The organism is Paenibacillus sp. PK4536, assembly GCF_028594455.2.
GTDB classification, from domain to species: domain Bacteria; phylum Bacillota; class Bacilli; order Paenibacillales; family Paenibacillaceae; genus Saccharibacillus; species Saccharibacillus nuruki.
Genome location: NZ_CP126313.1, coordinates 4,115,937 through 4,140,325 on the forward strand (window position 1 = coordinate 4,115,937; position 24,389 = coordinate 4,140,325).

Here is a 24,389-nt window from a genome sequence, read left to right on the forward strand (position 1 = left end):
CAAAATCCCTTACCGCTTTGATCGGGTAAGGGATTTTTGTGATGTGTTTGATACTATTAGTACGTAACCGATCAGTCTATTACACCAACTGAGCTGTAATCTGATGGATCTCAGTTAAGCTTTTAATTTCATAATCAGGCTTGATCTCACTATCATTGACTTTACCATTACGATTCACCCAGACAGACTTAATACCTGCTGCAAGTGCGCCTTTGATATCTGTAGTAAGCTTATCCCCGATCATCAGTGCATGATCAGGTTGTACTCCCAACAAACCAAGCGCATGCTCAAAGATCTCAGCATTCGGTTTCCCTTTGCCAAATGCACCCGATACAACCACCTGATCAAAATAAGGAGCTAATTTGGGCACACCGTCTAACTTTTCTTGTTGCAAAGCAGGGCAACCGTTGGTCAGTAACAATAGCTTCACTTTACCTTGTAATTCATCCAAAATCTGAAATGTTTCTTCGTAGATATGAGGACGGTTACGTCGTTCTTGAACGAATCGATCAGACAGTTGTAGTGCCAAAGCTTCATCTTCGATCCCCATTGCACTTAGACCGTTACGCCATGATTCTTTGCGATAAGTCGGTGCAATTGCTTGCAATTGACGGAATTCTGGTTGTTCACCTGCGGAAAATTGAGCCCACAAGCCTTCAAACGGATTAATTCCTATCCATTGTGTAAATGGAAAAGTCTCATAGGATTCATAAAGTGCTCTTGCTTCTCTACGTACAGCTTCTTCCAAAGCGATAGGATCTACCCCTGTCGCTTCCTGAGCCACACGACAAGTCTCTGCAAAAGCTTCTTCTATACTGCGTTCATCCCATAATAACGTATCATCTAGATCAAACAACACGGCTTCAATACTCACTGCCTGTACCTCCTCAACGATAATGATTACTTTGACTATACTAGAACTAGATGGCTTGCTCAGATATAGATGCTATATGCCAATCATTCTCCAAAAAGCTTACGCTTTTTCTTGAATCGTAATTTTGTGTTGTGCTGCAAATGTACGCAAATGCTCGCTCATTGCATCTGTATCATAACGGTTTAGAGTACGAGAGAATACCCAGCTTCCACCTTTGGAGCTATGTTCAATAACAACATATCCTTTTTGAAGACGGATACTTTTCACTTGAGATGAAGAAATCAGACGATCACGATTAAATTTGGTTGTAATCAGTGAATCTCTACCAATTTTCAAGTACGGTTTGCGGAAATAAAGCATAACACCCAGTAAGATATACAATGCGACAGTAATGATAAAGATCGCACTAAATCCATCAGCTGTTGGATACATAATACCCATAACAGCATAAATAATTCCCAATATCACTAGAGCAGCTGGAAAAACAATATTTCTTCCTTTATATGCCGTATATTCGGAAATACTGGTTTTGCCACCGATAGAAGTCTGACCTTGTTTTCTACGTGTAGCATTGACTTGCTTTGAGTTACGTCGAACTTGCCTTTCCCAGGAACGGGACATACTTTGTTTCCCCCTAATAGATAATGTAAGCCTTACAATAAAAGCAGAAGACTTCCTTCTATCTTATCATGCCAGAACAAGCCCCAAATTTCTATAGCAAAATAGGATGCTCTGTTCCAGATCGGCTAGAGCACCCTTACTATCGTTCATTTTTCTTTTGTAGATTGAAGCTATTATATGTTCTTATTTCTGACTATTTTTGGTGTTATCCGATGGTTCAGTATCTTCTACAAATTCAATTGTATCTAATTGTTGACGGAAATTACTACGAATATTATTCAAATAAACAGCACGTAATTCATCACGCTCTATCGTTTCTTCTGCTGTAAGACCTGAACTTTTCTTTTTGCGAGCTAATTCATTGATGCGTGTAATCAGTGTATCGATATCCATAATTAACCTCCATGTGATCGGTGTGCTTTTTGCCCCACTAACTTTGACATGTAAAAAAAAGCTTGTCAAGATCTATAGATCTCAACAAACTTTGACGATATTGATCGTTCGATCACAATATTCATAAACGGATGACGTTATCCCATACACAAACTACCTGCGATACATGTATCCATAAGTCATGTATATATTAAGTTTAGTATAGTGTATTAATCGTAAGGAATAACCAACACATCTCCTGCTTGGATTTCGCTTGAATCCAATTGATTCTCACTACGAATCTGAGCAATATAATCTCGTGTATCTGTCTGTACAGATTTGTATTCTTTCGCAATACTCCATAGACTGTCCCCTGCATGTACCACTACTTTTTGTGTAGGGCCTTCTACTTTGTCTGCAACTACGAAATTATGAATAACTCCACCGTATAACAATACGCCTGCAAAAACAAAACATACCATCAAACGTCCGCCTGATTTCCATTTTACTTTTTGCGCTGTGCTTTGGATAAGATGAAGTGTTTTTTGACGTAACGTCTTTTTGCCTTTTGGTTGAATCGGCTTACGGATCTTCTGTACGGTAGGTACGTAAGTCCATTCATCCACAACTACATCTTTGTCCGCTCGTGTAGCATGAATAGCTTCTTGTTGTGCTTGTTTTTCCGAATAACCTGTTGATGTATGATGTATATCTGATCCTGATGTATCAATCTGTTGTTCATCCTCTTCAGACTGATTGTGGATGCTACGATATGTAGTATATTTTAACATTGTCATCACGCTCCAAACATTTGTTCTTGTTTTCTCAAATTCACTATAACACGAACATATGTTTTACTCAATAGTTTTTTACGAACTTTCGTTCGTGTTTTTTATCGCAACTTTTGGACTATAGATAATGCTATTTAGATGATGAATAGACTACGAAAATAAGCAAATAACAAATAAATATACAAATTTTAGAACTTATGTTTGTACGAACGGTAGTTCTATGTTATAATTTTGCCAAACGTTACTAGCATTGGGGTTGATAAGGTATGTCAAAAGTTTCAAGTCGCCAACAGGCCATTTTGGAATTTATCCGAAATGAAGTCAAACTTAAAGGTTACCCGCCATCTGTACGTGAAATTGGTGAAGCTGTAGGTCTTGCTTCTAGTTCTACTGTACATGGTCATCTGGATCGTTTGGAGAAAAAAGGACTGATTCGACGCGACCCGACCAAACCTCGTGCCATCGAGTTGTTGGGTCAAGAAGAGTCTGAAAGTAATATTCTTTTCGCTCAAACGGTATCTCGTGTTCCTATTATTGGAAAAGTAACCGCCGGTGTTCCGATTACAGCTACAGAACATATTGAAGATTACTTCCCTCTACCACAGAATTTTACAGGTGAAGGACAAGTATTTATGCTTTCTGTAGTTGGAGACAGTATGATTGAAGCAGGGATTTATAATGGTGATTACGTGATCGTACGTCAACAACAAACCGCTGATAATGGCGATATTGTTGTCGCTATGACAGAAGACGATGAAGCAACGGTCAAAACTTTTTACAAAGAAAAAGACCATATTCGTCTACAACCTGAAAATCCTATGTATCAGCCACTACGTCTGACGCATGTTACGATTTTGGGTAAAGTTGTAGGTTTGTTCCGTAATCTGCACTAAATCATATGTATCATAAGAAAAGACCACTATCTTAATCGGTAGTGGTCTTTTTTGTAGTTTATTACTATTACATATTTATTGTATATATTTCCATAGAGCCGTTTTAATAACATCTTCAGCTTCGATCTCACTAAAAGGAACATCTACTTCTTTTCCATTCTGCTCCATTTTATACATCCACACAGGATGATCGATTGGATTTAAATATAATGATTCTACAGCAAGTTGAGGTTTTCCTGGATTGTGTGAGCAACTATATTCTATATAAGCTTCTCCATGATAGTGCTCAGTCAGATTTTTTTTCACGGCATTGATCGTAATAACAACGAGAGCGATTGTAATGACTAATTGAGTTCCATCTTTTTTTTGAACACTACAATCTTCTTTGAAATTTTCTTGGATCTCTTCTAAAATCGTAGAAAACTTCATCCATAAATCTTCGCAGTGTTCCAAAAAATGTTCGTGGATTTCTAAAGAATAGGTATGAGCTTTTTCCTTCTCTACTTTCTCTTCTCGCGCACGTATTGCCGCAGACTCAATCCAACCCATAACCTCACCTCTCTCATAAGTTAAATTACCCTTTCATCATAACCTAATCTGAGAGAATGAATACCTTTTATTTCCTCTTACTATTATATTTTTCCAACTAATATCTTGTTCTACCTTATCCAAAAAGCTTAGTATCCATTAATTTAGCTAATAATGCTTTGAAATCTTTACTTTCTGCTTTTTCTGCTAATTGAGATTCTAATATATTGAATTTTTCTGCTACAAAATAAGCATTCAAAAATACGCTCAGATGATCTTTGGCAATCGCTTCTGCATTCTCTTTATCTGATGAATAACTTGAAATCACAGTGTATGCAAATTTTTGGGGATCAATTTTCATTTTGGATTTCATTGTGTATTCTCCTTTCTGAATGTTTATTAAGCTTTATTAAGCCATACACGCATTTCGCCTATTTGTCGGTTCGCCCAGCAGTAATAAGGAATTAGACGTAACGCTGTAGACTTATACGTTTGAGGAGCTTTAGAAGCATATAATACATCTTCCCACTCTGGTTCTATATTTCTTTTTCGAGCTTCTACTTTAATCGTGCCTACTCCACCTAATAATTGTTCATCAAATTCATACTCATATGTCTGATCTTGCGTTAACTGAACCAAATGCAAATGCTCTCCATTATCAACCTCTTCTGCACAATATATAAATGGCCCTCGACCTATAGCAACTTTGCCTATATCCGCCCGTACTAATGGATGAGCGGTATATTCTTTAATCTCCATCGGTAACTTCAATTCTAGCTTGTCATTACTATGCCAGATTCGATCAATGTGTATATATCCGTTGATGGGGTCTGCATCTATAGGATTACCATTTAACAATAAAGAATAATGTTCAGCCCAGTATGGCAATCTAATGGCTAATGTAAACGAAGTGGATTGCTTCATCTGTGTGACTATAGAAACATCACCTTCCCATGGCAAATTAGTAATTTGCTCCAATTGCACAGGATGATCATTGATCTCTAACTCTGTTGTATGGGTCATAAATAAATGAGTGTATATCGTATTTGTGTCTGCTTGAACAGTATAAATATATTTGTGAAGTGATGTTAATAAGCGAGCTAGATTCGGCGGACAACAAGCACAACCGAACCATTCTGGTCTTGTAAATTTCACATGACTTTTCCCCGGATCATGACGGCTACTTTCTGGATGCACTTCTAGCGGATTGACATAAAAGAAATGCTTACCATCCAGTGCCATACCACCAATAGCAGTATTGTATAAGGCACGTTCTAGCACATCTGCATATTCAGATCTCGCTTCATTTTTGAGCATATTAAAGGCAAAAAAGATTAATCCGATCGAAGCACAAGTCTCACAATACATCGTATCATTAGGTAAATCATAATCGAGTGTAAATGCTTCTCCATCTACTGTTGATCCTATTCCTCCTGTAATATACATGCGCTTGTTGATTATATTTTTCCAAAGACGACGACAAGCTTCTAACATCGCGTTATCCCCTGCTAATAAAGCAACATCTGCCATAGCAGTACACATATAGACTAATCTTACGGCATGACCTTCTGCGGTCTGCTGTTCTAAAATCGGTTGATGTGCTTGATAGTACTCCAAAGGACGATGATTCATACCTTCAATTACAGCTTTGTGACCATTATCTGCTGCTTGTTGTCTGGCAAAAAATGTTGTATCCGTTCCACGCTCATACAGAAAATAACGGCTAAGCTCCAGATAACGTTGCTCTCCAGTCAATGAATACAGTTTGGTTAATGCTAGCTCTATTTCTTCATGACCATCATAGCCTTGAATCTGATGTTCTTCTTTGCCAAAATGAGCATCTATACAGTCTGCTAATCGACAAGCGATCGTTAATGCTTTTTCATTGTGAGTCGATTCATAATAAGCAACAGCTGCTTCAATAAAATGACCTGCACAATACAATTCATGACTTTCTGCTAATTTTTTAAATCTACGCTCTGGTTCTTCGATTGAGAAATACGTATTGAGGTATCCATCTTCCTCTTGTGCTAAAGCAATCAGATCTATCACGCCATCTGCTAATTCTTGTAACTCTGTATCCGCATGAATCGATAAAGAGTAAGCAACCGCTTCAAGCCATTTGTACACATCACTATCTTGGAAAACCCAACCATAATGATGACCTTGCTTCAATCCAGCAGCAATTTTGAAATTCTCTATCGCATGACTTTTTTCAGAAGGAATACTATTATCGTTTCTTTCTTTTTCAATCGTAATATTCGCATTATCGTTCAATACATTCCATTGGTAAGGAATCATTTCTGTACGTACAAGTTCTCGATAATGAGACCAGAATGGATCGGTAATCGTAAGTGATTTTAATTGTAAAGACATCGTATGTCTCCTCTCATGTTGTACAGTATTTATAGTGATCGACCTATCCATCATTTTGTATTTACGTATTAGTATGATGTTCTTTAATTAATAATTGTCTGCGGATATAACCTTCATTTTTTTCAAAGCGTCGGTAAAATAACATCGGAATAATACCTAAAGCAAATACGATAGCGGGTAACCAGATAAAGACGAACTGAATACCGGATAATGATTGTGTACTTTGAGCCACATTCGGTACATACCCAAACGAGGACATAAATTGTGTAGGAATAAATCCACCTAGTCCTGATCCTGCTTTGATACAAAAAGCACTACCTATCGCTGTCAATATGCCACTTCCACGTAGACCTGATTTCCACTCGCCATAATCTACTGTGTCTGACAACATAGCAAACGGCATAGAACAAGCAATTCCTGAACCTATACAAGCTACAATCCAGCCTACAATCAATATGCTAATATGATCCCCTGCAAAAAAGAGAACCACTTGTCCACAGACTGCTAATATAAATCCAAAAATCATCGTTGAATATTTATTCGAAACCTTTACAATAAACGGAATCATAATCATACCAATCACTTGAATAATCGAAATTCCGTTGATTAAAGGAACCAACTCTTTATGACCAATATTGTATTCAAAATAATAAACCAGTGTAGATGTACGAATCGTTAATGCAATCCAAAACAATAGATTAGCAATCACTAAAATAATCCATGGCCAGTTGCCTTTCATTGCTTTAAAGCTTGATTTGAAAGGAATCGTTTTGATTTTTTCTGTATTTATTTCTTTAAGATCTGCAAAAGCGATCAAAAACATAATAATAGAAACGATTCCAAATACACACAGCGTCCAAAAAAAGCCTTTCTGATCATTACCTGCTCCGAAAAAAGCCACTAACGGTAAAGTAAATGTTACGGCTGCAAAGTTACCTACATTTCCGCCCACCATTCGAAACGAATTCAAAACAACTCGTTCATCTGGATTTCTACTTAAGTTAGGTAAAATAGAAGTGATCGGCGTTGAAATTCCGGTATAGGCTATCCCTGCTAAAATATAAGTGACTGCCGCATAGATCACTTTCGATGTTCCATCCAAATTGGGCGTTGTAAACGTCAATATGGTAAACACAGCAAATGGAAAACATAACCACAAAAAGTAAGGTCGACTTTGTCCATATTTGGATTTTGTTCGGTCTACGATAATGCCCCAAAGCGGAGCATCTACCGCATCGACTAACCGAGTAACTAATAATAATGTTCCTGCTATGCCTACAGATAAACCAAACACATCGGTATAGAAATAAAGTAAGTAGGCACCTATAATGCTGTACAACAAATTACCGCCTGTATCTGTGAGCGCATAACTGATTCTACGATGAAAAGGAACTTTATCATCTAGAAGAGTAGACTGATGCTCTGGCGAAGATTGGGAAGTAGATTCCATAATATAGCCTCCTGAGTCAAATCAAATAACAACGATTTCCTTCTCTAATAGTAAGCGCTTACGTATGTAAGATAAACTTATGATTTCGTAGGAAAGGTATCTATTTCCGACTTTATATTATATTTAAAAAATTAGGTATTTGTATACATAGTTGTGCTATACTACCCTCAAAGTACAAAGTATTTAGCAAACACATGAAATAAGTATACAAATCCGACTTTTAATATCCAAAACTGACTTTTGAATAAGGAGTGTTTACATATGTTAGTAAAACCGATCTCCAAAATAAACATTGAACGGCCGCTTGCTTATTTTAAATGTGGGCAGTTTGTAAGCGATGAAGGTTGGAAACATAAACGAATGAAGCTAGAAAAAGATTATGAAGTGATTATTGGCTTAAAAGAAGTGATCTACCTTCAAGTAGGAGACACACAGTATGAAATCAAGCACGGCGATGTATTACTTATTAAGCCTGACGTAGAATACTTTGGTTATACCGCTTCCAAAGCAGGGGCTAGCTTCTTCTGGCTACACTTCTTCCCTCGTGATCTAACTCAAACAGAATCAGGCGATGAGTTTATCAGTCATCTATTTAGTACCCTACTGACAGAACAGAAAAATGAGATTAATCGTTATGTATGCTTACCTGATTTCTTCTCACTACCGTATCTCGATAAACCTATTATCTTGATGAAGCAGATTTTGGATACGTCTAATACTTCTTACTACAGCACGTACGCAGTAGATTATCTAGTAACTGAACTGATGATTGAACTGACTGACAAGTACTTGCAACCTCTTATTCATAATGAGCTTCTACACAAAGAATACAATCAGAAATTTATGCAGATTTTAGAATGGATTCGAGTCAATATTTATCATGATCTCACTGTACAGAAAGTAGCAGATACATTTTGTTTTAACGCCGATCATTTAACTCGTTTATTTAAGAAAAATCTAGGAATGAGTACGATCCGTTATATTAATACACTCAAGTTAAGTCTGGTCAAAGAGTTATTATGCACCAGCAATGCGTCGATCAAAGAGATTGCGTATCAATTGCATTTTCGGGATGAAAAGTACTTGATGAAGTTGTTTAAAAATTATGTTGGGATGACGCCTACTCAGTTCCGTGACACTTATACCAATACCTACATGAATACTGTAACCGTAGACCCTGATATTCCTATTCCAAAGCATCTTTTAACAGAATAAATATAACTTATAGAAAAAATAAATATAACTTACAGACAAAAACGTGCTCACCCTTATTCTACATTCGAATATGGGAAGCACGTTTTTTATCAATGTAAGATTAGACTATTTAACTTCAATATAATCCAGTTCTGCATATCCTGTACCTTTATTGAATGCAATCGTATTTTCGCCTTGTTTCAACGTTACAGGAACAGTGATGACTTTGCGTGTTCCTATATTCGGAATATTAGCGATCCATCCTCCTGTTTTTGGATACGTAATGGTAGTGGATGCTTGATTATTAACAGATATATTTTGCGTAGAATCGCCTGTTGTTCCATTACCATAACCTACTTCCATCTTATACGTTCCACCTTTTGGAGCATATACAGAGAAAGTCACCGAACTATTTGGATTATCTATATTTCCTACAAACTGGCGATTAGAAGCAAATGAACTTCTTGCCACTCTAGCATCATTGATTTTGGCATCTTCTGCTTCGACTCTTACTTTAAAATCACCTACAGGCTGCAATTGAATATAATCTAGCTCCGCAGAACCTACTGTGCCTTTATTAAGTTTCAATACATTACTTCCTGCTTGCAAAGAAATTTGAGTCTGAGCTGTATTACTATTTCCTTCAGATAACCAACCACCTGTTGTTGGATATTGAACAGTTGTGTTCGCTTGATTATTTACAGTTAATTGCTGCGTAGATACAGCTTGAGTTCCGTTGGCATACCCAATATTCAGGCGATAATTACCTGCTGCTGGAACATTTACTTTAAATTGAACATAGCTATCTGGGTTGTCTATTTGACCTACATATTTGCTATCTGAAGCATTAACATTATTAAATACATTGGCTCCATGAACATCTGCATTTTCAGCTTCATATCGGCTAATAGAAGATTGATTTCCTGGAGTAATCACCAATCGATAAGCAGAAGATTCTTTCAAATTGCTTACGGGTACCGAGATCTGACCATTTTTGATCGTAAAGTTACCTTCAAATTCATTTGTTGGTTGACTTACTGCGGTATCTACTCCATACCACGGTGTACTTTCTACTTTGACATGAGCTGTACCAGAGAAGTAAGGGAGCGCTTGGAATCCTTTGACGACTACATTACGATTGCCATTTCCCCCACCCAATACTACATCTGCTTCTTGCTTCGTATGATCTACACTGGCAATACCATCCAAATCTAAAGCTGTTGGATTAGCAGGTGTAGTCATCGCCATCTGACCAGACATATCACCATACCATTTATACATCCACCATGCTCCATTGGCAGCACCTGTATCTGTAATTAGGTTACTGAGACGACCTGGACGGAACCAAAATGCAATATTAGCTGTATCTACATCAGAACGTTCAAATTCAGCGATATACCGCAACATATTGCCTGGAACTGCTTGTTCTGAAACTACACCATATTCATTAATGCTAATAGGCACATGCTTAATCCCTAGCTCTGTTTCCAAAGCACGATAAGCTTTCATATGATTCGAAATGTACTGTGGTGCAGGTCCATCTAGATATTCTCCTTCAGGTGCTCCCAATTCATGCCAGGATATAATATCTGGCAATACATTGTTATCTCGTGCATAAGTTAAAAAGTCTCTCAGCCAACTTTCGTTATAATTAGTAATACTTGGCCCTATAATTTTAGTATTTTTGTCTTTAGCTTTGACGCGTAGATATGTTTTTTTCCAACCTTCATTAAATGATCCTGCGGCTGCTGTATTCCATGTTCCATCTGGTTCATTCCATAATTCATAGCCGTATATGTTCTTTGCACCTGACTTCAATCTAGCATCTACGATACTATCTACTTTCTTATACCAATCGTCCCAACCTACCCATTTATAAGGGAAATTTGGATAAATATCTGGCATTCGTATCGTCACTTGTGCTCCATTCCGTTCAGCAATCAGAGCGACTTTTAAGGCATCACCGATAGGTGTTGTTTCTCCATTCGGCAATTGTCCTCCATTTGGAGCCATTTGTGTAAACATTTTAGGCTTTGTGGGAGCAATAAGATGATCAGCCGGTCTACCTTCTTCTGCTAATCCATACAATGAACCCGAAGCCACATGGGTCACCGGTCTATATTGATTAGCCAAATCTACAGTAAATGATGCAGGTACGGCAGCAGTAGCTGGCGCAGGGGTAACAGGAAAAACAGTAAGTAATAATGCTCCACTCAATAAAACAGCTAACTTTTTCAAATGTCATCACCTTTTCTAGTTGTATTTTGAAATCTAATCATCAAATAGAGCGCTTTCAAAATACGGTGGCCACCGTGGTATCCTTTTGATACAAGTTATAACTTATACTCTAAGGTTATTGGTTTTCCACAAATGAGTAAACTCAAAAAAACGTAGGAAGAGTGTCAATTACCGACTTGTTGAGTGAGGTGAGACCTATCATTTTGTGGGTGTTTTGTGGGCATTGCATGAAAATGGTTAACATAATTTATTCTTACACAAAATAAAAAAAGCCCTTAACGCTTAGAGCGCCAAGGGCTTACTTATCTTAATACATCGTCAAGTATTGGTCACGTTCCCATTGGTGCACTTGAGTCCGATACATATCCCATTCAATTTCTTTTAATTCATAGAAATGAGCAAGAGCATGTTCGCCTAGTGCAGAGACAACGATCTCGTCACGCAATAATTCGTGTAATGCTTCTTTCAAGTCGCCTGGAAGACTAGGAATACCTTCGTCAATACGCTCGTCTTCAGACATTACATAGATATTACGATCTACTGGCTTCGGCAAGTTCAACTTACGCTCGATACCATCAAGACCTGCTTTCAACATTACCGCTAATACTAGGTAAGGGTTAGCTGTTGGATCTGGATTACGTACTTCGATACGTGTGCTTAGACCGCGTGAAGCCGGGATACGGATCATCGGGCTACGGTTACTTGCTGACCAAGCTACATAGCAAGGTGCTTCATAACCAGGCACAAGACGTTTGTAAGAGTTAACTGTAGGATTCGTGATCGCTGCCATAGAACGAGCATGCTTCAGAATACCTGCCATGTAATAACGTGCAGTTTGGCTTAAGCCCAACTCATCACTTTCTTCATAAAAGGCATTAACATCACCTTGGAACAACGATTGGTGACAGTGCATACCTGATCCATTCATACCAAACAAAGGCTTAGGCATAAATGTAGCATGTAGTCCATGTTGACGAGCGATCGTTTTAACAACTAATTTGAACGTTTGAATTTGATCTGCTGCTTGAAGAGCATTGGTATATTTGAAATCAATCTCATGCTGTCCTGGAGCTACTTCATGATGAGATGCTTCAACTTCAAAGCCCATTTCTTCAAGAGTAATAACGATCTCACGACGGCAGTTTTCTCCTAGATCCATTGGAGCCAAGTCAAAATATCCACCTTGGTCATTCAATTCGTCTGTAGGATTACCATTCGCATCGGTACGGAACAAGAAAAATTCAGGTTCTGGTCCAACGTTCATTGCTGTAAAACCAAGTGCATCTGCTTCTTTTAGATTGCGTTTCAAAATACCACGCGGATCTCCTGCGAATGGTGTACCATCTGGCATGTATACATCACAAATCAGACGAGCTACACGATTTTCAGTCACCCAAGGGAAAATAACCCAAGTGTCTAGATCAGGATACAGATACATATCTGATTCTTCAATACGTACATAACCTTCGATAGAAGAACCATCAAACATCATTTTGTTATCCAATGCTTTTTCCAATTGACTCACTGGAATTTCCACGTTTTTGATTGTGCCCATCAAATCGGTGAATTGCAGACGGATAAATCGTACATTTTCCTCTTTCGCTATGCGCGAAATGTCTTCTCTTGTATAACTTTTGTAACTCACGCTACCCTCTCCTCTTTACGCTATTTATTTTTTGTTAAAGAATCGGGATAATTCCCCTTGGATAAGCGATACTTGTCCCGGGCGTTTGCCTGTGACAAGCTGCTGCTTAAGCATACGATGAAGTTGGGAATCTGACAATTCCCTACGACGTTCTTCTGTATCGGCTGTGATCACAGTTGCTTCTTCCGATTCTTTCGATACCGGATTCATCACTTGCTTGATCCCAGCGATATTCACGCCTTTTTCAATTAAAGCTTTAATTTCAAGTAACCGTTCTACATCGTTAAAAGAAAATAAACGCTGATTACCTGAAGTACGTGCAGGTACGATCAAATTATGCTGTTCATAATAGCGAATCTGTCTTGCCGACAAATCCGTCAATTTCATAACAATCCCTATAGGGAACAGCGCCATATTTCTCCGAATTTCATCACCCATATATTCATCAACCTTCCACTAATCTATTCACTATTCTGTTACCTATTGTACATATCCTGATATAAAGCGTCAATAACATGTTAACTTAACTTACAATAATTTTATAAAACACTAACATCTCCATGATAATAGCACTTTGCAGACACTATATTTTACAAACTTCTTGAATAACATGTCTCTTTTTTACATGATATCAATATAAGTTGTTTTATAATAATCCACGCTCATGCATTGTCTGTAACGCCATAAGTACCCCTAGCTTCACATGAGAAAAGGTCAGTCCACCTTGCATATATCCGATATAAGGAGCACGAATTGGAGCATCTGCTGACAATTCTAAGCTACCCCCTTGAATAAAGGTTCCTGCCGCCATAATAACGGGATGATCATATCCTGGCATATCCCATGGTTCCGGCACGACATGACTATCTACAGCTGCTGCACGTTGAATCCCTTGTACAAAAGCGATCAATTGATGTTCGTCTTTAAAAGAAACGGCTTGAATAAGATCGGTACGTTTCTCTTGCCATGCAGGTTTGCTGTTAAAGCCAGCCAATTCAAACATCGCTGCGGCATAGATACTCCCTTTAACGGCTTGTCCTACAATCGTAGGCGCCATATACAATCCCTGATATATACTGCGAGTCGTACCCAGCATTGCGCCTACTTCGCCGCCAATACCGGGTGCAGTCAGACGATAAGCTGCCAGATCAACATACTTTTGCTTGCCACAGATATAACCACCTGTTTCAGCTAAGCCACCACCTGGATTTTTGATCAACGAACCTGCCATGAGATCGACTCCAACATCAGTCGGTTCACGAGTCTCTGTAAATTCACCATAACAGTTATCTACAAAAATAACGGCTTGCGGACAAATCTTACGAATCTGAACAACCATATCTGCAATCTCTTCTATAGTAAAAGAAGCACGCCAATCGTAGCCACGTGAGCGCTGAATCCCAATCATTTTGGTTTTATTATGCACCAGTGATTGAACGGTGTCCCAATCCACTTGTCCTAATTCATCCAATGCTGCTTCTTGATAAGTAATTCCAAAATCAGCTAAAGACCCTGTACCATCTCCCGGCTTGCCAATGACTTTATGTAACGTATCATAAGGTCTACCTGTAATGTAAAGTAGTTCATCGCCCGGACGTAAAATACCGAACATTGCTGTAGCTATCGTATGCGTTCCAGAAGCAAAATGAGGTCTAACTAAAGCAGCTTCACTACCAAATACTTCAGCATACACACTTTCTAGAACTTCCCTACCTCTATCATTGTACGCATAGCCTGTCGAACCTGCAAAGTGATAATCACTAACCCGATATTTTTGAAAAGCTTCTATAACTTTCCATTGGTTGGCATCTACGATATGATCTACCGCTTGGATCGCCGATCCAATCATTTGTTGTGCTTGTTCTGACCACGCTTGAATCTGTGTATCAAAAACTGCCATACGTTGTCTCTCCCCATAGTGATAGCCCGCCGTATTAAGCGCTGGCGGGCTTCCACAAATTTCATATCTAATTATTCATAATGATATCAAAGCTCACTTTATATTCAATATCAACAATATTAGTGTTTAAAATATAAACTTTCGCGCTTCATATTTTACACGTAACGGTAGGATGAAGGGAAGTCTATTATACAATTGTCGTAATTTTGTCACTTTATTTCATATTCTTGTAAGCGATAACCGTACTTTTCATAATCAGCAGCATTGATTTCTACTTTGATGATGGCTTCATTTTCTTCATACTCTTGTTCCAATACACTACTGAATTGGTAGAGCTGTGAAATAAGATCACCACGATCTGCCGGAATACGATACGTTTTGATACCACCAGCTAATTGATCTTGGATGATATTCAAAATACGCTCCAAATCACTTTCTTTATAAGCACTAATCCGCATATGGGTTTCATCGTCTGGTAACATTTCTAACTGTTCCGGTGTACACAGATCCGTTTTATTATATAAAACAACTTGCTGCTTATCACTTGAACCTAATTCTTGTAGCAGATCATCGACTACTTTCATCTGCTCATCTCGCATATCAGAAGAAGCATCAACCACATGTAAGATGAGGTCTGCTTCATTCACCTCTTCTAACGTTGCTCGGAAAGCTGCTATAAGATTATGAGGCAAGTTTTGAATAAAACCGACGGTGTCTGTTAACACTACTGTTTTACCGCCTGGAAGGTCTAGATTGCGTGATGTTGGATCGAGTGTAGCAAATAACTGATCTTGAACATATATATCTGCACCGGTTAACTGCTTGAGTAGTGTAGACTTCCCTGTATTGGTATAACCTACTAATGCAACTTGTACAGCACCCGCTTTTTTACGACGTTCACGATACAATGTACGATGACGTGTTACTTCTTCAAGTTGATGCTTCAAGTCGGTAATGCGTGTACGAATATGACGCCGATCTGTCTCTAGTTTGGTCTCACCTGGACCTCTTGCCCCGATACCCCCACCTAGACGGGATAAGTTACTACCCTGTCCAGACAAACGAGGTAATAAGTAACTATGCTGGGCAAGTTCCACTTGAATAATTCCTTCACGTGTTTTGGCACGTTGCGCAAAAATATCCAAAATCAGTTGCGTACGATCAATAATTTTGGCATCAAGTGCGGCTTCTAAATTACGTACTTGAGCACCTGATAATTCCTGATCAAAAATAACACTATTTCCACCTAAAGAATCCATCAAAATACGAATTTCTTCTACTTTACCTTTACCGATAAACCATCTAAAATCAGGTTTCTCTTTATTCTGAATCACTTGTTCTAGCACTTCGACTCCTGCTGTCTTAGCAAGACTAACTAGCTCTTGCATAGAACCATCTGCATTAACACCTGCACGCTTATCATTCTGTGTCACTAAGCTTACGAGAACAGCTCTCGGTTGAATCTCTATTTCTACACCATGGGTTTCATTTTTCATTTGTATATCCCGCTCCTTGTAATCTTACCTACTTCTTGCTTGTATCGTGAAGTCTTATACTTGTCATGTTAACATACTTCTCACACTTTTTGATATTGAATCATGAATTACTATCTTTACCAAATAGACTTTGGCGGTGTTTAATCGATAATGTGAATAATGGAAAAGCATGAGCATCAATTTGTACCAGTAACTTTTGCGCGGTATGCTGTGCTAATTCATAATCTTGGTCTGTAATGATCTGTCTACGCAGAGCATCATCTAACTCATCTTCATCGAGCAAAAAGACTTGTCCATCTTTCATGACGACGATATCTAGATAAAGATCATCAAACCATGGTACGCCTTGATCGGTTAATCCTTGTGTTTTACAAATATCAATATACCACTCTATAATTTCACGTTTATCATCAAACATTGCAGTGACTACATAGTTCGCATGTTCTGGATAATACTGCATCCACGAATAACCTGCTGCTGCAATACAGAACCGCCGTCCTCCATATATTTTATATAAAGGTTCACGTAAACGATTCATACGGTAGAGAGTGACATACCCTGTAAATAAACTATTGTTTACATAGCGTCTTGAATAATTACGTTGAATTACTCTACGCCAGTTCGCTCGATCCGCAAATTTACGTTTCATGGAAGTATCCCTTTCCCAACAAAGTAACTTCAGAATAGCATATTTGCGCCATGCACTCAAAAAAAAGCCTCCAATGAATCACTGGAGGCTTTTTTGAGCGCCTATTTACGGTGTAGTAGGTGGCGTTGTTGTCTGTGGTGCAGTTGTTGTACCTTCGGTTGTTCCTGCGGCTGGATCTGTTGTTGTTCCCGGTGTTGTTGGTTCTGGAGTGGTTGGCGTTGTTGCTCCATTTTGTCCACTATTTGTACCACTATCTGGTGGTGTTGTTCCCGTATCAGGTGGAACGGTGCCTTGATCTGTATTCGGATCTGTAGGTGTTGTTCCTGTTCCTTGGTCAGTTCCTGTCCCTGTATCGGTACCCGGTACTTCTTCCCCTGTTGGTGGAGTTGTCGGTTCACCTTCTGGTGGAACCACACCATCCTCAGGATTTTCTTCCGGCTCTACAGGAGTCTCTGTAGCTTCATCGACTGTAATCTGAACCGTATCTGAAGCATCAGATTGCGATCCATCTTTCATCGTTGCTGTTACATAATACTCGTAAGTCTGTCCAGGTGCTGCTGCGCTATCTTGTGCAGAAGTGTCGCTTAACCCACTAGATATCGCAGTAAATTGACCATCTGTACTGCCTTTACGATAAACCGTATATGAACTTGCATTTGCTAAAGCTTTCCAAGATAAAGCGACCACTTGATTGTCTTTATCGTAAGAAGCAGACATGCCTGTTACCGCAGATACTTCCGGTTCCGGTTCTTCCTCTACCGGCTGTTCTACAGGAGCACTTGGTGTAGGAGCTTCAAACTGTTGGACAGGATATCCTTCAAGCGAAGGTCCCATTACAGCTGCAAACATCGCTGCTGCCATACCACTACTTTGATTCAACAAATGCGTACGGTCTGGCTTGTCATAACCCATCCATACCGCAGCTGTCCATTCTTTGGTGTATCCTACAAACCAAGCATCGCGGTTCGCACTGCTTCTGAACCCATCAATACCATGCTGAGTTGTACCCGTTTTACCTGCTACAGGACGGTTAATTTGAGCACGTTTACCTGTACCATCATTAACAACATCTTGCAACATTTGAGTCATTTCATTCGCTGTCTGCTTGCTCATCACTTGAGAAGAATCAGCTTTGTTTTTATAAATTTCATCGCCGCCACTATCGACTATACTTTTCACAGCGTACGCAGGAGTGTATGTTCCTCCGTCTGCAAATGTACGATAAGCTTGAGCCATTTCTAACGTATTCGTTCCTGTACTTAGTCCACCTAATGCCAGTGCTAAGTTACGATCCTGATCGGTCAACGAGAATCCAACCGATTTGGCAAAAGAGAGCCCTTTATCGATACCGATCTGATTCAGTGTCCATACCGCAGGGATATTAATCGAATCTTGAATCGCTTCATCCATCGTTACTGTAGATGTGTATCCATGTAAGTTCGTTGGACAATAATTGCCAAAACACTGCTTTTCATTACTAAGCAATGAATTCGGTGTAAATGTACCCGATTCTAGCGCAGGAGCATACGAAATAATCGGCTTGAATGCCGAACCCGGCTGTCTACGGCTAGTAACACGACTGAAGTTACCTGTATTGTAGTTACGTCCACCTAATAAAGCGACAATACCTGCGGTATCGTTATTGACGATAACCATCGATCCTTGTACAGGTACATCATCTGCACTTTTTTCGAAGAGCTCGTTATTTTTGAAAGAGGTCTCCAAGTTCTGTTGAGCTTTAGCATCCATCGTCGTGTAGATTTTATATCCACCACGGTTCAGATCATCCGATGTTAAGCCTGTTACATCTTCTGCTTCTTGCATCGCATATTCAATAAATGCTTCATAATTTTTGTCTTTATCTTTGTTTTGAGAATTATACGCATAATCTACTGCTGCGGCTTCTTTGGCTTCAGCTTGCGTAATATACCCTTGATCTGCCATCAATTGAAGTACCACTCCACGACGTTCCTTGGATAGATCAGGATTCGATTGTGGGTTATAACGTGATGGAGCTTTAGGTAAACCTGCCAGCGTAGCAATCTGCCACACTTTTAATTTGTTCAGATCGGTCACACCAAAATAAGTCTCTGATGCTTCTTTGATCCCATACGCACCTTTACCAAAGAATATACGATTAAGATACGTTGTAATAATTTCTTCTTTAGTCATTTTGCGCTCAATCGCTAAAGCAATCGATAATTCAGTTGCTTTACGGAAAAACGTTTTGTCATCATTCAAAAATACGTTTTTAGCTAATTGCTGTGTAATCGTACTTCCGCCTTCTACAGCAGAGCGTGCCACGATATCACGAACAGCTGCACGACCAATTGACCAGATGTCTACACCCTGATGTTCAAAAAAGCGACGATCTTCTGTTGCTACAAAAGCATCTACAAGCAACTTCGGAATTTCATCGTATTTTACAGGGTCCCCTGTCCTTACAGAACGTTCTTGAATCAATGTGCCGTTACGATCAAAGATTTGTGTAGGGCCGTTTATAGCCAATTTATTGATGTTTTGTTGATAGATTTTTTCGCCACTCACCATAATAAACATATAACCGGCTAGTGCACAAAATACGCCTAAAGCAGCGACAATAAACAATGTCCAAAAGACACGTTTACCTGTTATTTTCTTCTTTTTCTTTTTGGGTGTTGGCTTGGACTGTCCCGGTCTTGTTCTTGTTTCCGGCTTACTTTTGTCACTGCGGGATAGCTGCTGTCTTGGCATTTTTCGTTCTGACTCCCTTTCAGTAAAACAATTTGCATCATTTATCAATCAAATGATTTGAAATATAGATGGCTTGCTGTGGTGTCTAACCTTAGAAAGAAAAGAACAACCTATAGAACAGGTTGTCCGATTCTTTGTCCTATAGTTAGACGATGTTTGAGCATAAAAAGTTTCATTTAAATGTTAGTTATCGCTTTGATTATCCGGCATTAGGGATACGTTACGTGATGGTGTAAATGTAGATACAGCATGTTTGTAAATCATTTGCTGACGTCCATCGCTATCCACCATAATGGTAAAGTTATCAAAAGCTTTGATCGTACCACGAATTTGAAAACCATTGACCAGATAAACAGTCACTGGAATATTTTCCTTACGCAATTGATTTAGAAACGTATCTTGAATATTAATAGACTTATTCATTAGCCGTACCCCCAAGTGATTATTAATTCAGCATTGATAAATGCTCAATTCATGTAAGAATGTAATCTCAGTGTAATCAATGATATTAGGTTGTTGATGTATATTCCATATCCGCAGGGAATGTTCCTGCTATGATATTCTGAACTTCACGGGTGTGTTCGTCGCTTCTGTCCACATCGCTAACATCAACCCAATGAATATTATTCATATGACGGAACCAGGAAAGCTGTCTTTTTGCAAAACGGCGTGTATCCCGTTTGAGCAGTACCACTGCTTCTTGAAGCGATACATGACCTGCAAGATGAGCAGCAATCTCTTTGTATCCTAGCCCCTGCATTGCGACCATTCCGGGGGTATACCCTTGATTCAAAAGGTTTCTTACCTCTTCAACCAGCCCTTCTTCTAGCATCTGGTCTATACGGGCTTCAATACGTTTATATAGCATTTCCCTATCCATTGTCAAACCTACAAAGCATAACTCATAAGGAGATTGCTTATTTTGTCCCGATAATTGATCGGAAAGTTTGACTCCTGTCATATGATACACTTCCAGAGCGCGAATAACACGTCTTTGGTCGTTGGGATGCAATCGTTTGGCAGAGGGAGGATCAATCTCTGCTAGACGGTCATGGAGCGCTTGAGCACCATGTTCTTCAGCATACGCCGCTTGTTCTTGACGGAATGCTTCATCTGCGCCATTTTCACTAAATTCAAATTCAAAACACACAGACTCGATATACAATCCTGTTCCTCCCACGATAAAAGGAAGATTTCCGCGGGCTGTAATTTCTGGAATCAATTTTCGGCAACGTTGCTGAAATTCTGCTACTGAAAATGATTCTTGTGGATCATGAATATTAATTAAATGGTGAGGAATACCTTGCATTTCTTCCGGTTTGATTTTGGCTGTCCCAATATCCATACCACGGTAGACCTGCATGGAATCACCTGAAATAATTTCACAGCCAAATAATTTGGCGATTTCTATACTGATTCCAGTTTTGCCAACAGCTGTTGGACCCATTAGGACCAGTAACCTTGGCTTTTTAACCGCTTGGGTCATGGATAAATCACTCCGTATTCAATTTTTGATGTTTTGCGTTGTATTCGTTTAAATCCAAGTCGTTCATATTCCGGACTATCCCATTTTTCTTTAAGCAAAACCGATTTACGAGCAACACGAATCGCTTGTTGAACGGCTTCTTCACTCAGCGCATTATTGTTGGAAAATCCTCTTAAAGGTGCAATCGCAGCTGACTGCTGAACTGCTTCACGAAACATAGGATCAAAATAGATCACATCTACACTTTTGTCAGGTTGCTCTCTCAGATAAGTTAGATGATCTTGCGGAATCACTTCGATTCTACGCATGGCTTCATTCACAGGTTCTAACGCTGTGACATGACTACGCAATCCTTCGGTTAACAATGCTGCAAGAGGTAACGAACTTTCTAATGATACTACTTTGCCTTTCTCACCTGCATACATGGAAAAGACAAGTGAATCGGAACCCAATCCAGCCGTACAATCGATCACCTGATCTCCAGGCTCAATCAGCGAGTGAGTGATCATAGGATCTGCTTCCCCTTTAAGCAATCGTTTGGCTCTGACATAAGCCATACTGGGGTGAAACTGCATAATAGGTTCCCCTGGACGCATAATTCTCACTTCTTGCTCAACCAGTACAATAAATTCAGTCTCCTTGTACTTAGCCGCAAGCTTGGGAATAGAATGTCCAGCTCGTTCAATATAAGGAACAGCGAATTCTGCTGCCAGCTGTTTGGCACGCTGGATCGTATAGTTTGCAGCATCATCGCCAGTTGTAATCATCATTCGGTTATTCTCCATTCTAGTGCTTCCCTATAAAGCGCGACTTCTTCTAGATAAATAGAAGAATGATTTTGCGAAGCAAAATATCTTACACTAACATACATACTCTATCTATTATTTGGGATAAAGGTATTTCTAGTTATTGTATGCCATAATACCATAACTCTGTGTTACATCACACGTTTGAACATTTTTTCCAGGTCATACGATGAAAAAGAAACAACGATAGGACGCCCGTGTGGACAGGTATACGGCTGACGACATATAGCCAGACGATCCAATAACGATTGTGCTTCTGCTTCCGTTAGTTTCTGATTGGCTTTGATCGAAGCTTTGCATGAACAGAGGGTAGAAGCTTGCTCTCGTAACTTCGCTAGATCAATCGCTCGTTCACTAAGCACCCATTCTGCCATTTCTTCAATCACTTGTTGCTCTTCGCCTTTTGGTAACCAATAAGGATACGCAGTTACACGAAAAGTCAGACCCCCAAAATGCTCTAAATAGACACCTACCCTTTCAAACCAGTGTAACCGATCTTTAAGCTTGTTCGCTTCTGCTAACGTAAACTCAAGTGTAATCGGTAATAGCAATTCTTGCGATACTTCTTCAGGACGACCGAATTTCTCATAATAAAATTCATAATTAATCCGTTCATGTGCCGCATGCTGATCAATTAGAAATAATCCTTCATCATTTTGTGCAACCAGATAAGTACCATGATGCTGACCAATCAAGTTCATATCTGGAAATTGAGGAATCTCTGGTTCTTCAGCAGTGCCATACAGCATTTCAGCATTAAATGGACGTTGGTTAGTATTGTTATAGTTGCTTCGTTGCTGTGGCGATCTTGCAGACGAACCAGAAGTATTTTTAGATGGTGCCGCAGTACTTTTAGCATATTGAGCAGTCTGAATTTGTTCCTGAATTTGTGGAGCCGATTCAGCATGTACCGGAGCTGTATAAGCAGGTAATGGATGAGACGGCTGAACAGGATCAGACTGAACATCTTTAGGCTGCGTTATAGAGTCATTAGGACTCGCTGGTACTTTTTGCGCTTCTGTTACAGGTGATGTGATAGGTTGTTCCTTTTTCTTATACGTTATCTGTTGTTCATTTGAAACAGCAGGTAAATGAGTTGTCGATTCTGGTGGCAAATCTGCATCGGTAAATGGCGGAATATACGGTGCATCCAGATCGCCTAATTCAGTTGAAAGTTGATTGGTTTTTTCCGGTTCAAGATATTCTACAGGTGCTTTGCTGAAATTAAATTGCTCTTGAATAATCGATTCACTATTACCACGCTTAATCGTCTGCTTGGTCGCATGTGGAATCAATATTTCTTTACGCAATGTCTGCCGAATCGCTTCTTCGACAAACAACATCAATTCCGCCTCTTTACTAAAACGCACTTCCATTTTGGAAGGATGCACATTCACATCTACTAATGAAGGATGCATCGTCAATTGTAGCACCGCTAACGGATAACGATTGATAGGTAGCAATGTATGATAAGCACGCAAAATAGCTTGATTAACGGCATAATTACGAATATAACGACCATTTACTACAATCGACATTGCATTACGACTTGATTTAGCAATTTCAGGTCGCCCAATATATCCGCCAATCTGATAATCCAGATTTTCACCTTCTAATGGCAAAACCATTTTGGCGGCTGAAGTCCCATAGACTGCCGCAATCACCTGAAGCGTATCGCCTGTTCCGGGCGTCTGAAGCAACAGATTGCCATTGTGCCGAAACGTAAACGCAATCTCTGGATGAGCTAAAGACATCCGGTACATTACATCTGAGATATGTCCAAGTTCCGTCTGAACAGTTTTCATATATTTTAATCGTGCTGGCGTATTATAAAATAACGAATTCACACGAAAATCAGTTCCACGTGGCGCAGCTTCGTCTTCGTTGACTTTAAGTGTCCCACCTTCAATCAATAGACGTCTGCCTGCACCATCATCTGTAGCGCTTGATAACAATTCGACTTTGGATACAGCAGCAATACTCGGTAAAGCTTCACCACGGAAGCCCAGACTTGTGATTTGATATAGATCGCGATCATCAACAAGTTTACTTGTAGCATGACGGTAAAAAGCAGTCTCACAGTCGTCCGCGGCGATCCCTTGCCCGTTATCTTGCACACGAATATATTCAAGTCCACCTTCACCAATATGCACATCGATCCGACTAGACTGAGCATCTATTGCATTTTCAACCAACTCTTTAACCACTGAAGCTGGACGTTCGACCACTTCACCTGCGGCAATCTGGTTAGCGATATGTTCATCCAATACACGAATTTGACCCATGTTTATTTCCTCCTTCCATATTCCATTTCTTATCCATTATCGTTACTCCATT

At 39.4% G+C, this 24,389-nt stretch carries 21 protein-coding genes; 2 read left to right on the forward strand and 19 right to left on the reverse strand.

Translation table 11 applies throughout. From position 1 onward, the window contains the following. Positions 1-79: 79 nt before the first annotated feature. The 4 genes from PO903_RS18210 to yneA form a co-directional block, all read right to left on the reverse strand. Positions 80-874, reverse strand: a complete 795-nt coding sequence (locus PO903_RS18210) for an HAD family hydrolase (protein ID WP_273594207.1) — start codon at positions 872-874, stop codon at positions 80-82. A 99-nt stretch (positions 875-973) separates the two neighbouring features. Beyond that, positions 974-1,495 carry a hypothetical protein gene (locus PO903_RS18215; RefSeq protein ID WP_069325994.1) on the reverse strand — a complete coding sequence of 174 codons (522 nt, stop codon included), beginning with the start codon at positions 1,493-1,495 and terminating at the stop codon, positions 974-976. A 183-nt stretch (positions 1,496-1,678) separates the two neighbouring features. Next, complete coding sequence (locus PO903_RS18220) at positions 1,679-1,888, reverse strand: DUF896 domain-containing protein (RefSeq protein WP_069325995.1); 210 nt, start codon at positions 1,886-1,888, stop codon at positions 1,679-1,681. 209 nt (positions 1,889-2,097) lie between these two features. After that, positions 2,098-2,658: a cell division suppressor protein YneA gene (yneA, locus tag PO903_RS18225; RefSeq protein ID WP_161594212.1), complete on the reverse strand. Its 561-nt coding sequence runs from the start codon at positions 2,656-2,658 to the stop codon at positions 2,098-2,100. 266 nt (positions 2,659-2,924) lie between these two features. Between yneA and lexA the strand changes: the two genes are divergently transcribed. After that, positions 2,925-3,551, forward strand: a complete 627-nt coding sequence (gene lexA, locus PO903_RS18230; protein ID WP_069325997.1) for a transcriptional repressor LexA — start codon at positions 2,925-2,927, stop codon at positions 3,549-3,551. Positions 3,552-3,626: 75 nt separating this feature from the next. On the opposite strand, the gene PO903_RS18235 is transcribed toward lexA, so the two are convergent. From PO903_RS18235 to PO903_RS18250, 4 genes are all read right to left on the reverse strand, one after another. After that, positions 3,627-4,100 carry a hypothetical protein gene (locus PO903_RS18235; RefSeq protein WP_137221530.1) on the reverse strand — a complete coding sequence of 158 codons (474 nt, stop codon included), beginning with the start codon at positions 4,098-4,100 and terminating at the stop codon, positions 3,627-3,629. A gap of 115 nt (positions 4,101-4,215) precedes the next feature. Then, complete coding sequence (locus PO903_RS18240; protein WP_069325999.1) at positions 4,216-4,452, reverse strand: hypothetical protein; 237 nt, start codon at positions 4,450-4,452, stop codon at positions 4,216-4,218. Between the two features lie 26 nt (positions 4,453-4,478). Further along, on the reverse strand, positions 4,479-6,455 hold the full coding sequence (locus tag PO903_RS18245) for a glycoside hydrolase family 127 protein (protein ID WP_273594208.1): 1,977 nt from the start codon (positions 6,453-6,455) through the stop codon (positions 4,479-4,481). A gap of 61 nt (positions 6,456-6,516) precedes the next feature. Next, positions 6,517-7,905: a glycoside-pentoside-hexuronide (GPH):cation symporter gene (locus PO903_RS18250; protein WP_069326001.1), complete on the reverse strand. Its 1,389-nt coding sequence runs from the start codon at positions 7,903-7,905 to the stop codon at positions 6,517-6,519. Between the two features lie 261 nt (positions 7,906-8,166). Between PO903_RS18250 and PO903_RS18255 the strand changes: the two genes are divergently transcribed. Beyond that, entirely contained in the window at positions 8,167-9,120 is a 954-nt protein-coding gene (locus tag PO903_RS18255) for an AraC family transcriptional regulator (protein ID WP_137221524.1), read from the forward strand. A gap of 105 nt (positions 9,121-9,225) precedes the next feature. On the opposite strand, the gene PO903_RS18260 is transcribed toward PO903_RS18255, so the two are convergent. From PO903_RS18260 to mutL, 11 genes are all read right to left on the reverse strand, one after another. Next, on the reverse strand, positions 9,226-11,337 hold the full coding sequence (locus PO903_RS18260; RefSeq protein WP_273594209.1) for a CBM35 domain-containing protein: 2,112 nt from the start codon (positions 11,335-11,337) through the stop codon (positions 9,226-9,228). 307 nt (positions 11,338-11,644) lie between these two features. Beyond that, positions 11,645-12,982, reverse strand: coding sequence for a type I glutamate--ammonia ligase (gene glnA, locus PO903_RS18265; RefSeq protein ID WP_069326003.1), 1,338 nt, complete (start codon positions 12,980-12,982; stop codon positions 11,645-11,647). Between the two features lie 24 nt (positions 12,983-13,006). Then, positions 13,007-13,420 (reverse strand): MerR family transcriptional regulator, encoded by a 414-nt coding sequence (locus PO903_RS18270; RefSeq protein ID WP_017812459.1) that lies wholly within the window; start codon positions 13,418-13,420, stop codon positions 13,007-13,009. Positions 13,421-13,628: 208 nt separating this feature from the next. Then, complete coding sequence (locus PO903_RS18275) at positions 13,629-14,882, reverse strand: methionine gamma-lyase family protein (protein ID WP_069326004.1); 1,254 nt, start codon at positions 14,880-14,882, stop codon at positions 13,629-13,631. 209 nt (positions 14,883-15,091) lie between these two features. Beyond that, positions 15,092-16,378 (reverse strand): GTPase HflX, encoded by a 1,287-nt coding sequence (hflX, locus tag PO903_RS18280; protein ID WP_137221520.1) that lies wholly within the window; start codon positions 16,376-16,378, stop codon positions 15,092-15,094. A gap of 100 nt (positions 16,379-16,478) precedes the next feature. Beyond that, positions 16,479-17,027: a ribonuclease FAU-1 family protein gene (locus PO903_RS18285; RefSeq protein ID WP_069326045.1), complete on the reverse strand. Its 549-nt coding sequence runs from the start codon at positions 17,025-17,027 to the stop codon at positions 16,479-16,481. Positions 17,028-17,132: 105 nt separating this feature from the next. Further along, positions 17,133-19,760, reverse strand: coding sequence for a PBP1A family penicillin-binding protein (locus PO903_RS18290; protein ID WP_069326006.1), 2,628 nt, complete (start codon positions 19,758-19,760; stop codon positions 17,133-17,135). A gap of 183 nt (positions 19,761-19,943) precedes the next feature. After that, a complete protein-coding gene (gene hfq / locus PO903_RS18295) occupies positions 19,944-20,183 on the reverse strand; it encodes an RNA chaperone Hfq (protein ID WP_069326007.1) in 240 nt (79 codons plus the stop codon). Between the two features lie 85 nt (positions 20,184-20,268). Beyond that, complete coding sequence (gene miaA, locus PO903_RS18300; protein WP_069326008.1) at positions 20,269-21,246, reverse strand: tRNA (adenosine(37)-N6)-dimethylallyltransferase MiaA; 978 nt, start codon at positions 21,244-21,246, stop codon at positions 20,269-20,271. After that, complete coding sequence (locus PO903_RS18305) at positions 21,243-22,031, reverse strand: class I SAM-dependent methyltransferase (RefSeq protein ID WP_273594210.1); 789 nt, start codon at positions 22,029-22,031, stop codon at positions 21,243-21,245. The genes miaA and PO903_RS18305 overlap by 4 nt, the downstream gene beginning before the upstream one ends. A 152-nt stretch (positions 22,032-22,183) precedes the next feature. After that, on the reverse strand, positions 22,184-24,337 hold the full coding sequence (mutL, locus tag PO903_RS18310) for a DNA mismatch repair endonuclease MutL (RefSeq protein WP_273594211.1): 2,154 nt from the start codon (positions 24,335-24,337) through the stop codon (positions 22,184-22,186). Between the last annotated feature and the right edge of the window lie 52 nt (positions 24,338-24,389).

Coding starts and splice junctions, on each gene's coding strand:
- PO903_RS18240 (WP_069325999.1), bottom strand. CDS start 4,452: ATGAAATCCAAAATGAAAATTGATCCCCAAAAATTTGCATACACTGTG.
- mutL (WP_273594211.1), bottom strand. CDS start 24,337: ATGGGTCAAATTCGTGTATTGGATGAACATATCGCTAACCAGATTGCC.
- PO903_RS18305 (WP_273594210.1), bottom strand. CDS start 22,031: ATGGAGAATAACCGAATGATGATTACAACTGGCGATGATGCTGCAAAC.
- PO903_RS18245 (WP_273594208.1), bottom strand. CDS start 6,455: ATGTCTTTACAATTAAAATCACTTACGATTACCGATCCATTCTGGTCT.
- PO903_RS18235 (WP_137221530.1), bottom strand. CDS start 4,100: ATGGGTTGGATTGAGTCTGCGGCAATACGTGCGCGAGAAGAGAAAGTA.
- PO903_RS18255 (WP_137221524.1), top strand. CDS start 8,167: ATGTTAGTAAAACCGATCTCCAAAATAAACATTGAACGGCCGCTTGCT.
- miaA (WP_069326008.1), bottom strand. CDS start 21,246: ATGACCCAAGCGGTTAAAAAGCCAAGGTTACTGGTCCTAATGGGTCCA.
- lexA (WP_069325997.1), top strand. CDS start 2,925: ATGTCAAAAGTTTCAAGTCGCCAACAGGCCATTTTGGAATTTATCCGA.
- hflX (WP_137221520.1), bottom strand. CDS start 16,378: ATGAAAAATGAAACCCATGGTGTAGAAATAGAGATTCAACCGAGAGCT.
- PO903_RS18270 (WP_017812459.1), bottom strand. CDS start 13,420: ATGGGTGATGAAATTCGGAGAAATATGGCGCTGTTCCCTATAGGGATT.
- PO903_RS18285 (WP_069326045.1), bottom strand. CDS start 17,027: ATGAAACGTAAATTTGCGGATCGAGCGAACTGGCGTAGAGTAATTCAA.
- PO903_RS18290 (WP_069326006.1), bottom strand. CDS start 19,760: ATGCCAAGACAGCAGCTATCCCGCAGTGACAAAAGTAAGCCGGAAACA.
- PO903_RS18275 (WP_069326004.1), bottom strand. CDS start 14,882: ATGGCAGTTTTTGATACACAGATTCAAGCGTGGTCAGAACAAGCACAA.
- PO903_RS18215 (WP_069325994.1), bottom strand. CDS start 1,495: ATGTCCCGTTCCTGGGAAAGGCAAGTTCGACGTAACTCAAAGCAAGTC.
- PO903_RS18250 (WP_069326001.1), bottom strand. CDS start 7,905: ATGGAATCTACTTCCCAATCTTCGCCAGAGCATCAGTCTACTCTTCTA.
- hfq (WP_069326007.1), bottom strand. CDS start 20,183: ATGAATAAGTCTATTAATATTCAAGATACGTTTCTAAATCAATTGCGT.
- yneA (WP_161594212.1), bottom strand. CDS start 2,658: ATGTTAAAATATACTACATATCGTAGCATCCACAATCAGTCTGAAGAG.
- PO903_RS18220 (WP_069325995.1), bottom strand. CDS start 1,888: ATGGATATCGATACACTGATTACACGCATCAATGAATTAGCTCGCAAA.